Annotated in this window: 12 protein-coding genes; 9 read left to right on the forward strand and 3 right to left on the reverse strand. The window is 63.4% G+C overall.

The features are described 5' to 3' along the window. The first annotated feature begins 8 nt into the window (after positions 1–8). From QZX93_RS26695 to QZX93_RS26710, 4 genes are all read left to right on the forward strand, one after another. The gene (locus tag QZX93_RS26695; protein WP_295389086.1) at positions 9–1406 is read left to right on the forward strand and encodes a DUF6513 domain-containing protein; all 1398 of its coding nucleotides are present in this window, start codon (positions 9–11) and stop codon (positions 1404–1406) included. Positions 1407–1427: 21 nt separating this feature from the next. Beyond that, entirely contained in the window at positions 1428–2006 is a 579-nt protein-coding gene (locus QZX93_RS26700) for a DUF447 domain-containing protein (RefSeq protein WP_295389085.1), read from the forward strand. A gap of 287 nt (positions 2007–2293) precedes the next feature. Beyond that, on the forward strand, positions 2294–2599 hold the full coding sequence (locus QZX93_RS26705; protein WP_295389084.1) for a hypothetical protein: 306 nt from the start codon (positions 2294–2296) through the stop codon (positions 2597–2599). 68 nt (positions 2600–2667) lie between these two features. Next, the gene (locus QZX93_RS26710; protein ID WP_295389083.1) at positions 2668–3594 is read left to right on the forward strand and encodes an SDR family oxidoreductase; all 927 of its coding nucleotides are present in this window, start codon (positions 2668–2670) and stop codon (positions 3592–3594) included. 191 nt (positions 3595–3785) lie between these two features. Here the strand turns inward: QZX93_RS26710 and QZX93_RS26715 are convergent, their stop codons facing one another. Next, on the reverse strand, positions 3786–4505 hold the full coding sequence (locus QZX93_RS26715; protein ID WP_295389082.1) for an NAD(P)-binding oxidoreductase: 720 nt from the start codon (positions 4503–4505) through the stop codon (positions 3786–3788). A gap of 380 nt (positions 4506–4885) precedes the next feature. On the opposite strand from QZX93_RS26715, the gene QZX93_RS26720 reads away from it, so the two are divergent. Both QZX93_RS26720 and QZX93_RS26725 read left to right on the forward strand, forming a co-directional pair. Next, positions 4886–5359, forward strand: coding sequence for a DUF2269 family protein (locus QZX93_RS26720; protein WP_295389081.1), 474 nt, complete (start codon positions 4886–4888; stop codon positions 5357–5359). A 79-nt stretch (positions 5360–5438) separates the two neighbouring features. Then, positions 5439–6458, forward strand: coding sequence for a carotenoid 1,2-hydratase (locus QZX93_RS26725; RefSeq protein WP_295389080.1), 1020 nt, complete (start codon positions 5439–5441; stop codon positions 6456–6458). Positions 6459–8370: 1912 nt separating this feature from the next. Here QZX93_RS26725 and QZX93_RS26730 read toward each other — a convergent pair. Beyond that, positions 8371–9465: a hypothetical protein gene (locus tag QZX93_RS26730; protein ID WP_295389079.1), complete on the reverse strand. Its 1095-nt coding sequence runs from the start codon at positions 9463–9465 to the stop codon at positions 8371–8373. Positions 9466–9598: 133 nt separating this feature from the next. On the opposite strand from QZX93_RS26730, the gene QZX93_RS26735 reads away from it, so the two are divergent. Continuing rightward, positions 9599–10756, forward strand: coding sequence for an AAA family ATPase (locus tag QZX93_RS26735; RefSeq protein WP_295389078.1), 1158 nt, complete (start codon positions 9599–9601; stop codon positions 10754–10756). A gap of 49 nt (positions 10757–10805) precedes the next feature. After that, complete coding sequence (locus QZX93_RS26740) at positions 10806–11792, forward strand: ParB/RepB/Spo0J family partition protein (RefSeq protein WP_295389077.1); 987 nt, start codon at positions 10806–10808, stop codon at positions 11790–11792. Positions 11793–11997: 205 nt separating this feature from the next. On the opposite strand, the gene QZX93_RS26745 is transcribed toward QZX93_RS26740, so the two are convergent. Then, a complete protein-coding gene (locus QZX93_RS26745) occupies positions 11998–12564 on the reverse strand; it encodes a hypothetical protein (protein ID WP_295389076.1) in 567 nt (188 codons plus the stop codon). A 416-nt stretch (positions 12565–12980) separates the two neighbouring features. Here QZX93_RS26745 and QZX93_RS26750 point away from each other — a divergent pair, with 416 nt between their 5' ends. Then, positions 12981–13541 (forward strand): DUF5368 family protein, encoded by a 561-nt coding sequence (locus QZX93_RS26750; RefSeq protein ID WP_295389075.1) that lies wholly within the window; start codon positions 12981–12983, stop codon positions 13539–13541. The last annotated feature ends 10 nt before the right edge of the window (positions 13542–13551 follow it).

Genomic DNA, 13551 nt, shown 5'->3' on the forward strand with positions numbered 1-13551 from the left:
AACCACAGGTGAGCGAGCATCTCCTGTTACTCACCGGTCAACTCGCCGAGGGTGCGCTGCGCCGCGTCATGGATGGCCTGGACTTGGGAGCGACGACCTGGTCCGTGCGCCCACTCGGGGTCAAGGTGGCCGCCCTGATGACCGCGGACCTGATCCGGCGACGGCTCACCGACACCGCGGGGGCGGATCGGATCATCATCCCCGGGCGCTGCCGCGGCGACCTGGAGGCACTAAGCCGGCACTTTGGTTGCCCGGTCGAGCGCGGACCGGACGAGCTGATGGACCTGCCGCGTTACTTCGGCCTGGCCGGGCGGGTGCCGGACCTGAGTGCCTATGACGTGCGCATCTTTGCCGAGATCGTCGAGGCCCCGCGGCTCAGTGTCGAGGCGATTCTGGAGCAGGCCGCCGCCTTCCGCGCGGACGGGGCCGACGTGATCGACCTGGGGTGTCTGCCGGATACGCCGTTCGAGCACCTGGATGCCAGCGTACGGGCACTGAAGGCCACGGGCGTCCTGGTCAGCGTGGACTCGATGCAGCCCCAGGAACTGCTGGCCGGCGGGCGCGCCGGGGCGGATTTTCTGTTGAGCCTCCACGAAGACAACCTCTGGATTGCGGATCGGGTGGCGGCTTGCCCGGTGTTGGTCCCCAAACGACCCGGCGACCTGCCCTCGCTGGAACGGGCCATGGCGCGGCTGGAGGCGAACGGTCGGCCCTACCTGGCCGATCCCATCCTGGATCCGATCCATTTCGGTTTCGCCGACTCGATCATGCGCTACCACCGGCTGCGGCAGTCGCACCCAACGGCGCCGATGCTGATGGGGGTCGGCAATCTCACCGAACTCACCGAGGCCGACACCACCGGGATCAACGCCATCCTGATGGGCCTGGTCTCGGAGCTGCGAATCGGTAACATCCTCACCACCCAGGTGAGCCCTCATTGTCGCAGTGCGATCCGCGAGGCCGACCGGGCACGCCGTATCATGCATTGGGCGCGGCAGGAGTGTAGCCTACCTAGACAGATCGACGGCGGCCTCAGCGCGATCCACGAGCGGGCGCCCTACCCTGCCGAGCTCGCAGACATCCGCGCGCTGGCCGCCGCCATCCGCGACCCCAATTACCGCATCCAGGTCAGCGCCGAGGGCATCCACTGTTTCAACCGGGACGGATTCCATACCAGCGACGATCCCTTTGCGCTCTACCCGCATCTGGGGGTAGAGCAGGACGCCGGACACGCATTTTATCTAGGTGTCGAACTCGCCCGCGCCCAGATCGCCCAGCAACTCGGCAAGCGCTATGTCCAGAACCAACCGCTGCGCTGGGGCTGCGTCGTGTCGTCCGCTGCGACTGATTTGAGCCAGGACCACTCGGCGGGGACGACCCGCCAGAAGCGATCACACAAGCACTGATACCAACGCCAGAATCTTTTCATGATACAAGAAGTCATCATCACCACCCGCCACCCCGACGGCCGCCCGCACATGGCGCCCATGGGGGTCCGCCACACGGGGCGACACATCGTCATCGCCCCCTTCCGGCCCTCGACCACCCTGGACAATCTGCTGGCGGGGCGCGCGGCGGTCGTGAATTACACGGACGACGTGCGCGTCTTCGCCGGCTGCCTCAGCGGGCGCAGGGATTGGCCGCTGGTGGACGCACAGCACGTCCCGGTCTCCCGCTTGGCGGAGTGCCTGGCACATACCGAGGTGGAACTGGAGACGGTCAAAGAGAACCCGGAGCGTCCCCGCCTGATCTGTCGCCCGGTCTTCTCGCAGACCCACAGCCCATTTATGGGCTTCAACCGCGCCCAGGCCTCGGTGCTGGAGCTGGCGATCCTCGTGAGCCGACTGGACCGGCTACCAATGGAGCAAGTCCTGCGGGTGATCGACTACTTGCGCATCGCCGTGGACAAGACCGCCGGGCCACGGGAGCAAGACGCCTGGGACTGGCTGATCGAGCAGGTCGTGGCATTCCAGGCCAATGCCGCCAACCGGCAGGGCGGGACGTGACCGGCCTTGGATGACGGACAGAGCGCTCCTCAGATGTGCCTTTCAGCAAGGTTGAGAGTTGAATTTCCTAGACGTTCAGGGCAAAATCTCGCGGGACGTCGGCGGCAGGGTCTTGCCCCACGGCGAGACGACCAGCGCAGTGGTGGGGACGGCGTTCAGCGGTTTTTCGCTGCGCCGACCCGGACGTCCAACCACTCACCTGGGATACCTACAGGAACAAGAGCCTAGGGCACCTGCCCGGTATCGTCTCGGCAACATGATCACTGACAAGACAGAAGGGGCGGACCATGGCTGAATTCTTTGCAAGCGGGCACAGCATCGAATTGGTCCTGTTCCTGATTGTCCTTGAGGCGATCGTGCTCATGGTGCTGTGGCGGATGCGCCGGTGCCCCTTGTCGCCGGCCGCAACCCTGATGATTCTCGCCCCCGGCACCTGTCTGTTGCTGGCCTCGCTCGCAGTCATCAATGGCGCCGGCTGGGTTTGGATCTCATCCCTGTTCCTGGTTGCGCTCGCCATCCACTTGGTCGATCTGCGGCAACGGTGGCTACGTGAGGCGCGTCACGACGCGGCCAAAGGTGTGCAAGGAAACTAGCTTTTCTCGGCCGCCGGGGGCGCCGCGCCGGCCCCTGAAGCAATCGATTCGTTGGAGATCAATTGGTGATGGCCTGGACCACTGTCAACATCCCGTCGCAAAGCGGGCGGCTCGCCGTCGTCACCGGAGCCACCGGCGGGCTGGGTTATGAGGAGGCACTCGCGCTGGCGGCGGCGGGTGCCGAGGTCGTACTGGCGGGCCGCAACGAGCACAAGGGCGCTGACGCGCTGGCACGCCTGCGCGCGGCCCATCCTGGTGCAACAGTGCGCTTCGAGCAACTCGACCTGGCCTCGCTCGACTCGGTCGCCGCCTGTGCGCAGAGGCTGCTCGCCGCGGGACAGGGTATCGACCTGCTCGTCAACAATGCCGGGATCATGGCGCCGACGCAACGGCAATTGACGGTCGACGGCTTTGAGCTACAGTTCGCCACCAACTATCTCGGCCATTTTGCCCTGACCGCCCAGTTGCTACCGCTGCTGCGGCGCGTCCCCGGCGCGCGCGTGGTCAACGTCAGCAGCCTGGCGGCGAACTTGGATTCGATCGATCTCACCGACCTCCAGTCGGAGCGAAGCTATGTCCCGTTCCAGACCTATGGCATGACCAAGCTGGCGCTGGTAATGTTCGCATTGGAATTGCAGCGCCGCAGCGAGGCCGCAGGCTGGGAAATTGATGCCATGGCAGCCCATCCAGGCTATGCCCGCACTGACATCATCGGCAACGGACCCGCCGCGCGCGGCATACGCGGGGCGCTATGGCGCATCACGAAGCCGTTCTTACTTCCGTTCAGCCCGCCGGCCGAGCTAGCCGTATTGCCGATCCTGTTCGCCGCGACCTCGCCGGATGCGCAAGGCGGCGAGTTTTACGGACCGACGGGGTGGCGCGAGCTCAAGGGTCCAACCGGAACGGCCACGATGCCGGCCCGGGCATTGGACGACTCAGCCGCGGCCGGTCTCTGGGAGACATCGGAACGACTGGCCGGGGTGAGCTTCGCGTGAGGGGCGTCGGGTCCGACGCAATCGTCCGTGCCCCACGCGCGAACGCATGAGCTCGGGCGACCGAGTACCGTGAAATTCGCGCCGGGAGCGCGCTCCAAATCTCCCCCTCCTATTAGGGGATGGCGGGGGTAGGGGAACGGCCAAGGCGCCCGCCACATTCATCATTCGGGATGATGCGGGCGCCTTGGCCGTTAAGCGGCCTGTGCCGAAGCGCTATCTGTCACAAAATCTCTTTCTGATATAGTAAGTTGTGACAAAACGACCGTCTCGCGCAGGTAGCGGCCAGCGCTTAAGACTTGGGCAATGAAGTCAGCCAGATCGACCCGGCTGACGGTTCGCTTGCGCCGATCGCCCGACGTGCTGGCCACCCAGCGCCCGGTGGCGGCACCGTCGGTCAAGCCAACCGGCTGGATCAGCGTCCAGTCCAGGCCACTGTCCTTGACCAGCTTCTCCTGCCGCTCCTTGTCGGCCAACTGCTCGCCCAGCTGCAGCACGCGGAACCACAGCCTGAACACTGGCGACAACCGCTCGCGCGTATCGCCAACGCCGTAGGACGTGATGCAGATCAAGCGCGAGACCGAGGCGGTCGCCATCGCGGCAATCACGTTGGCCGTGCCGACCTCACAGATGTTGGGCGGGGTGTTTCGTTTGACTCCCAGCTTCGCCCCCAGCTTCAGCACGACGGGGTTGAGTGAATCACCCAGGCTGACCACGACCGCGTCCTGACCGGCCACGGCGGACGCCACATCGGCGGCGTTCAGGGCATCGCCCACGATCACGGAAATCCCATTGTACGCGGGGAGTTTCGCGCGTTCGCGTCCAAAGGCGGTCACCTGATGTCCCGCGGCCAGCAGGGTCAACGCCACCGCGCGCCCGGCCTTGCCGGTCGCGCCGAAAACAACGACTTTCAAAATAAGCCTCCTGATGTCTGGCCGAGGTGCAGGACCCAAGACCGCTCCGCGCATCGCCGAAGCAGATCCCAACTGGCCCGCGTCGGCGCAAGCGGATCTTCGCGGTGCGCGACTTTAGCACAACGCACCCGAGCGCCGCCCAATTTTGCGACGGCGGACGCGTGATCGATTCCATTGCGCGTGATGAATTACAGCGAGTGAAAATACCTATCCCGCGCGCATAGGCGTCGCTACAATGGTCGACTCGCAGTCCAGTTTTTGCCCACCCCAAGGTTACGTGTTCAGGTCGAGGCCGACGCATGTTCCGGACCACGCTGCCTAGGTCAGCGCCCTTGGGAGCGGCACGCTTCTGTCCTCTAGCCACACGGTGAACGTCAACCATGTATGCATTTTTTAAATCCATTCATATTTTAGGCTTTGTGTTAATGGCCGGAAATGTCACGGTGACCGCCCTCTGGAAGGTGTTTGCCGATCGCACGAGCAAGACACAAATCATGGCGTTCGCCCAGTGGCTGGTGACTGTGACCGACTTTTCATTTACCCTATCCGGCGGTTTTTTAATGGTTGTAGGCGGCTACGGCGCTGCCTACGTCGGTCACTTGGCGTTGTTCACAACCCCCTGGCTCGTCCTCGGGCAACTCATGTTGGCGGTGGCGGGGGCCGTGTGGCTGGGCATTCTCGTGCCGATTCAGATCAGGCAGGCACGCTGGGCGCAGGATTTTGCGATCATCGGCGAGGTGCCGGCGGCGTATCGGAAAGACAGCCGCACCTGGCTGGTCTGGGGCCTGCTGTCGACGGTACCCTTGCTGGCTGGCCTGTATTGGATGGTGGCCAAGCCGATGCATTACTGGTGACACGAGGCGCAAGACCGCTTGGCGAGATGCTGTTGAAAGCACTATCGGTACACTCTTTTACTGCATCGGAGATGGCGTTATGCGAGGAATAGACGGTCTGCCACCCGGGGCCGGGGCGGGCCATAGCGACGAGATCGGGTTGGCTGGCGGCACCGCGCCTGGTTGCGGCCCGCTCTTCGACGCGCCGGTGGCGCCCGGTGGCTATCTTTGGTGGTATGTGGATGGACTCAGCGACGACGGACGCCATGGGATTACGCTGATCGCGCAGGTCGGCAGTTGCTTCTCCCCCTATTACGCCCGGGCGCGGCGGCGCGGCGACAGTGATCCGCTGAACCATAACTCGCTGAATGTTGCGCTTTACGGGGAGGTCAAGGGCTGGAGCATGACCGAGCGGGGCCGCTCGGCGCTGCGGCGCGATGCCTCCCGGCTGGAGATCGGGCCGAGCGCACTGTCCTGGGACGGCACCTGCCTGACCATCCAGATCGACGAGGTGACGGTGCCGGTGCCCAAGCGTATTCGCGGCACGGTCAAGCTGTATCCGCGCACGGTGGCCGGCCAGCCGTATTTCCTCGATGGTGCGGGGCACCATTGCTGGGCACCGATCGCTCCGGGCGCACGCGTCGAGGTGCAGCTCGACCGGCCGGCCTTGCGCTGGTCGGGCCACGGCTATCTCGATTCCAACTGGGGCAACGAGCCGCTGGAGAAGGCGTTCCGCTACTGGGAGTGGTCGCGCGCCGAGCTGAGGGATGGCGGTACCGCAGTCCTCTATGACGCGGCACGGCGCGATGGGCACCGCACCGAGTTGGGCCTGCACTTCGATCCGGCTGGCGGCGTGGCACGGATCGAGATTCCGCCGCACGCGAAACTGCCGACCACCGCCTGGCGGATGAAGCGCGGCACGCGGGTGGACCCGCAACAGACGGCACGCGTGACCAAGACGCTGGAGAACACGCCGTTTTACACGCGCTCCGTACTGGCGACGCATCTGCTCGGCGAGTCGGTTACCGCGATGCACGAGAGCGTGTGCCTCGACCGTTTCAGCACGCGCTGGGTGCAAACGCTGCTACCGTTCCGGATACCGCGGCGGGCACGGGACTGAAGGAAGGCCGGGGCGGCGCTGACCCGCCGCTGCTGGAGGTCGACGACGCAGCACCTCGGCAAGACGGTCCTCGTGCGTACACAACACATCCGGCCCAACGGATGTACTCGGCCGTCTTCGTGGCCACTTGCCCCATTTGACGCAAACTCTCGAGACCGCGCGAACGCAGGGCCATCGCCCACCAGGACGAAACGCGCCTCGGGGCGCGCAACCAGAGCGGTGATATCTGCGTACGCTGTGAGGGCGCGTCCGGCGCCCGCCTGCGCCGCCGTCGGGCTGACCCCACTTACCCCCACTCACCCATCCAGCGGGGGCGCCAGGCGGGCGCCATGACCGCCGAGGCACGGGGTCGGGAGCACCCCAGCAAACTGCCTCTCCCCCGTCGAGCGAGACATGCTCCTGGTCGTGGCCAATTGGCCTGCGTTCGCGGACCGCTGTCCCCACCAGAGCGTCCCGGTCCTGGTGTCCGATCAAGGTCGCGACCTGGCCTCGGACTCCACCTTCTACCGCGTCCTGCACGCAGCCAACCAACTCGCCCGCCACGGGAGACCAAAGGCGCTCGCGCGTCCATACCCCGTTCTCTTGGTGGCCAACGGGCCGAAGCAAAGACGATAGGACCGATGCGACAACCGCCTTGACACTTACCGATTCCGCGCTGGCTTAAATTACTATCCTGTTTTCGGGGTCGACTTTAGGTGCCACGCAAGCAGTCTCCGGGGATTAGAAAAAATTTGAAAAAAGATTGGCGCGGCCACTGCCGCAGTACTAATTAAGTACTAAAGAGTACTAAGAAATACTAGGCGGCTCGGCGCGCGAAAAAAATAACGAAAAAGCAGAAGCTTACGGCGCTATTTTTTTTTGGTCCGTGGGAAAAGAGACGGAGTTTCGTGGGAAGGAGGACGGAAGAGCGTGGGAAGAAGGACGAGTCTAACGGGGAAAGAGGACGGTGCTCCGTGGGAAGGTGGGCGGTGCCTCTGTGGATAAGTGGGTGTATCGGCCACTGCTGCGTGGGAAAAGGGACGGTGGAATCTGCCCTTCTCGATTGACTGGATTCCCCGATTGCTTGGGTTCTCGTTGCGATCATGGGCGGTTACGAGGCTCGATGGTGCGCCCGACGCGGCGGGAAGCCCGTGATCTTTGGCGTGGAAGACGCGTCCATAAGGCATTGTCAAATATATAAATGCTTCTGTTTGGTGGGAAAAGGGACGGTGCTAGGCGGTGAGGGAAGAGTCCGCGCTCGTCGGTGCTTGGGATGAACGATTGACTGAGATTGGGCTGATCGGGGCGTCCGTTTTGGCGATGACTGTGGGAAAGAGGGCGGCGTTCAACCGCGGTCGAGGGGCCGGGTCTGGGTGGCGAGCGGGGCGAGCAATGACGGCCTGATCGGTTCGCGGGCAGAGGATTGAGGTGGTGGGGACGTTGGTCGGGGGTGCGCTCAACGGCTGCGTGGGCAGCAAAAGCGGCAGTGGGGAGGGGAAAACAGGATGGGGGCAGGGGGCGAAAGAGAAGGGCGGGGGCGTATGTCTTGGCCGGGCGCGTGGGCTGATGTCGGCGGGGTGGGTGCTACGTGGGCTGGAAAATGCAACCGGAAAAACAAAGTGATGGCTGGTAAAGCGTAACTATCTTGTGGGTTATCAGTCCGCGTCGGATCATCCGCACAAAGACTGTACAGAAGATGCGGGGAAATTCGTGGGAAAGAGGACGGTCGTAGGGCCTTTCCAGGGGGCAGACGCAGGTCTGGGTGCTCAGTGCCTGTCCGCACACTCGCTAGCGTGGGAAAGAAGACGGTGCGTCATTCCCCTGGCAGAGATGGGCGGTGGCGACGTGAGTCGCGAGCGGTCAGGGCTGACCCGGTGTCGGAACATGCGCCTTTCGTGGGAAAAGGGGCGACGCAACGGCTGATCCACGGGGCTTATGTTTGGTGCAGGAAGGTGACTTCCAATACCCAAGGCGTCCGGCGACCGGTTCCAGTAATCGCAAATTGTTCCAGGAACTGAAGTGTCTTGAGTCGCTCAAGCTGCTGGATGGCCTCGCGCTTGCGGTCGCGCGGCTCGCCGAAGGCGCCGATGCTGGCGAAGAATTCGATGAGCGGAATGGAGAAGGTCCGATTGCTGCGTTGGCTGGCGAGTGAGCGGTGCATAGCCTTGCCCAACGGGGAAAGCTGGCGGCGGATGTCGAAGTCCAGGAAGGTGCGGTACTCCTCCAGCCACTGCGAGATCAAGGGGTGAAACTGGACGTAGTAACAGGCGTCCTCGGCGGTCACGACATACTCGATAAAGATCAGCTGAACCGGTTTGCCGTGGAAGGCGTTGTCACCCTTCGGCTTCTGAAACTTGAGCGTGATCGCGGCCAGGTTGTCCATGCTCTCGCGGCGCTTGGCGATCGCCCTCCCCCCCCAACCGCGGGGTGGCGTGTAGCCCTGAATCACGGATTCGAGTTGGGATATCAGGCAGTACAGCGCATGCACGCGCACCGGATTGCTCGGGGCCAGTCCGCTGGTGGCGATGCTCGGTGGGGCGGCGATGGGTAGGCGATCGGCGGGCCCGGTCATGCCCTGCTGGCGCATGTTCATCAGGCCGAACAGGGTGTCTTCGTCGTAGACCGTCAGCGCTGGTCCGGCCTTGAACACCCCTCCCCCGTCCCAGCGTGACTCCAAGGTAATCCAGTCCGACGCCGCGGCCAGCTCGCGGGCGGTACTGCGTTGGATCGGGGGAAAGAGGGGCAGGCGGGTCAAGGGCGTCGGGTACTCGGCGGAGGGAAAGAGTTCAAACTGTTCGACCCCCCGCTCGCGCAGAAAACGCTCCAGCCGGGCATTGGCCTCGGCGATGACCTTCGGTCCGGGGGCGCCGCTGCTGGTGGGGCGCGCCGACCGACCGCGGGGGTTGGCGGCCGGGGGTGCGGGTGCGTCAGGTTCCTTTTTGGCGGTGCGTTCCCGCGCCTGGCGCTCCAGACGTGCCAGGGTGCGCTGCAGGTCCCTGGTGCCTCCGTCGGGTGAGTCATCATGCATGGGATGTTGGGAAAAACGTGAAATTTCAGCCCATAAGATAGACACCTGAACCCGGTTTCGTCAAGTCGTGATTGGCCAAATGTGAAGATAGTGCTCTAATTAGGCCAAATCCATTTTTTGGGAGCCGAAGCTGATGCGTGCGAAGCGATCGATCGAAGACCTCCTGGGTCGTATCCAAGGGGTGCGGGATCAACTCAAGGATTACAACCTGGCGCCAGACCATGTGAAGCGCGATACCCGCCTTTATGCGATGCGTGAGGCGGCGGAGTTGATTGGCCGCAGCGATCAGACCATCCGTGATGCGGAGGCGGAGGGACGACTCCCGACCCCGGAGATCGGGCGTAACGGCAAACGGGTCGGCTACACCCTGGCCCAGATCAACTCGGCGCGTGATGTGCTTGGCACCCGTCTGCGGCGCGCGGAGGATGAGGAAACGGTGGTCATCGGGTGCCAATCCTTCAAGGGTGGGTCGGGCAAGACGACGACGGCGGTTCACCTGACTCAATACCTGGCGCGGCAGGGGCTGCGGGTGTTGCTGGTGGATTGTGATCCGCAGGCGTCCGCGACGGCGATCTTCGGTTATGTCCCGGAGGCGGACGTGGGGCCGGACGAGACGCTCCTGCCGTACCTGGAGGGGGATCGAACCGATCTCGCCTACGCGGTGCGTCCGACCTACTTTGATGGGGTCTATCTGGTGCCGGCCAATCTGCATCTGTATCGCTCCGAATACACACTGGCCGCGGGAACCGCCAAGCTGGACCGCCTGAAAGATGGGATCGACACGATTGCGGTGAACTTTGACGTGGTGGTGATCGACCCACCGCCCTCGCTCGGCATGATCAGCCTGAACGCCTTGTACGCCAGCAACGCGCTGATCATCCCGATGTCGCTTGGGCTCCTGGACTTTTACAGCACCGTGTCGTTCATCCAGATGCTCAATGAGACGCTGGATGTGATCGAGCGTCGGGTGGGGATCGTGCGCTCCAAGTTCGTCAAGGTGCTGATGACGCGGATGAACGAAGGCAAACCTGTGCATATCCAACTGGCGGATCATCTCCAGGCGAGCTTCGGCAGTTATTTGATGCAGGCACGGATGCACGACTCGGCCGCGGTGGACAACGCGGGCGTCATGATGAGAACGGTCTACGAGCTGGAAAAGACGTCGGCAAACAGAAAGACCCTGAACCGGGCGACGATGCTGTTTGACCTGGTGAATGCCGAGGTCCTGAATCTCGTGCGGGCGACCTGGCCGAGCCACCACAAGGCGCTGCGCGCCCAAGGGCTCATGTAATCAATTCGGTCTGGGGAAGTACATGGCAGCTAAAGGTTCTACTGGTGAAATGTTCAAGGCGCTCGCGGGCGGCCCCGTGAAGGCGAGTGAAATGGCGCCGATGATGTCGCCGGACGTGCCGCAACGGCAGGTCTCGGCACCGAGCGTTGGGATTCTGGCCGGGCGTGAAGGGGCGATTTGGGAGGTGTCATCGGGGAAGAAGATTACGCGGGTGGTGCGGCGCGTGGACCCCGATCGCTGCCGTATCTGGGCGCGTCACAACCGTCGCTACGATCTGCTGTCACCCGAATCCTGTGGGGACCTGATCGAGGGCTTCAGACAGCAAGGCGGCCAGGAGTTTCCGGCGATCGTGCGGCGGATCGTCGGTGGCGGTGGGCATGAATACGAGGTGATCTCCGGGGCGCGCCGGCATTGGACGGCGCGGTTCCTGAAATATGACTTCCTGATCGAGGAGCGGGAACTGACTGACCTGGAGGCCTTTCGGCTGTCGGATATCGAGAACCGACATCGGTTAGACCTCAGCGATTTTGAGCGGGCGATGGATTATCTGCATGCGCTGGACCTGTATTACGAAGGCAGCCAGAAGCAGATGGCGATGAATCTTGAACGCTCGGAAGGTTGGTTGAGCCGCTATCTGGACCTGGCGCGACTGGAGTCCGCAGTGGTGGCGGCTGTACGCGACGTGCGAGAAATCACGGTCAATCAGGCGCGGGTGATCAAGCCGCTGCTGGGTGGCAAAACGCGCGCGGCGGTGATCGAAAAGGCGCAGGAACTTGCGGCTTGGCCGGAGAAACCCAGTGCGCCCGACCTCGTGCGGATACTGACCAGCGCGGCAGCAGAACCGAAAGGTATCAGGGCCACGGCGACCCTGGAGACGGTGTCGGCAAAGGATACCGGTAAGGTGTGTGCCGTGGTTCGTCGGCATGGCCGAGGGGGGTTGGTGATCCAGGTGGACGCCAAGAGCGGGGCGGACGCGGCGGAGGTGGTGGCCGCGTTGACTGCAATCGTCGAACGTCACTATGCGCCGTCCAAGTAGCTTGGCCTGTTTGCGGAGGCCAATTGTCAACTGACAATTGTTATGCAACATATTGGAAAATATGAAGTTATTTTGAAAATTGCGACCTTCTGCGAAGGGCCGGACAGCAGACGGAAAGTCATGCTGTTGCCCCTCTGCACTGCCCCTTCGCGGTCGCCCGGAAAGGGTGCGCTATCCCTGCCCAGGGTGTTTCCCTGGGCAGGTCTCAGCTCCGTTCTATCCCAAGGCGTCCGAGTATCGCCTCAAGCGCATTCCGGTCGGCAAAGGTCAGGATAATCCGTCCCCGCTGCTGGTTCTGTCTGCACTCGATCAACGCCGGCGCCCCGACCACTGCGCTAATCCGCTCTTCCAGTCGCATCGGATCAAACCCCAGAACCCGGCCTCCCCGCCCGTTCCGGCTTGCGGCGACCTCCTCGGCTGTGCGCACTGACGCACCCCGCTGTACGAGCAGCTCGACCATTGCGTCTTGCTCGGCCCCGGCAATAGCCGCTAACGCCTTGCCATGCCCGAGCGTCAGGTCCCCCCGCCGCAATGCCTCACGGGCTGGCGCGCGCAGCCGCCTGACCATACGTAAGCCGTGCGACAAGGTCGTGTAATTCACGCCCAATCTCTGCGCGACATCGCGTTGTGTGTAGCCGGGATTGCGACCGCGCTCGTCCTCGATTTGCCGCAGCGCCACCTCCGCCCAGTCAAGCGGGTCTTGGTCAGGACGATCACCGCCACCGCCGCCCTGAGCCCGATGCTCAATATCAACTCTTGTTTCGCCGATCATCCGATTCTCGTGCCCCTAAGTTTGCCACGTGGCAATCATAGCCGAAAGGCCTTGTTGGTTCGTAGTAGGGCGGCCGCCCGACCGCGGTTCAGGGCGTGGCAAGTCGTGGCAATATCAGGCAGAAAGGGGAGGTAGGGCATCAAGACCATCCTGCTCGGCCTCCGTCGGTTTCCCTCTTGGAGCATTTGGTCTCCAGCACCACCCGTTACACCCTGCAGCTGTGCTCGATTTCTTTTCCATTGCACCTGCGCTCCGTCCTACAATCGCCTTGCACCCAGTCATCCAATCGAGCGGGCGTCTTGGTCGGGCTAACCCGATCTAGGTCTCCTTGCCCTGCGGGCCGCCGACTGATCGACTGAGCGACCGGCGTCCGCCGCGGCGGGCGACCACCAAGTCATCCAACTGAGGGCATACCCATGTCGGAGAACACAACGCGGTCGGGCGCGGGGGGCCACCCCGGGGCCTCAACCTTGGCACGCCTCGGTGCTGAGGTCCCGCACGCCGATTTTTGGATCTTTGTCGGTCTGTTAGTCCTTGCCATCGGCGGCGCTGCCGTCTCCCAAGCGGAGGACAGCGGCGGCCGTCTCTATTGGCTGGCCCTGGTCCTGGTCTATGGCCTGGTCAGCGTCGCGCGGAGTTGGTTCCAGGCCAAAGATCAGGGCGGGCCTGTATGGCCCATGGTCCGGTCCCAGGTCTTCCATTGGCTGGGCGCCCTGGTTGCGATCCAGATCGTCCTCCTGTTCGAGAGCAGTGGCATGACGGATCGTGGTCCGGCCGCGGACTACACCCTGCTGGTCCTCGCCCTGAGCGTCTTCCTCGCCGGGGTCCATTTCAATTGGACCTTCATGCTGCTGGGCGGCATCCTCGCCGCCGTTGCGGTTGCTCTGCAAGAATTGGAGCAGTTGACGGTTTACCTGGTGATCGTACCGCTCGCCTTACTGGCCATTTGGGTCGTCTACAAGCGCAAGTTCGGTTAGGTCGGGGCAG

It is taken from the genome of uncultured Thiodictyon sp. (assembly GCF_903946935.1).
Taxonomy (GTDB): Bacteria; Pseudomonadota; Gammaproteobacteria; order Chromatiales; family Chromatiaceae; genus Thiodictyon.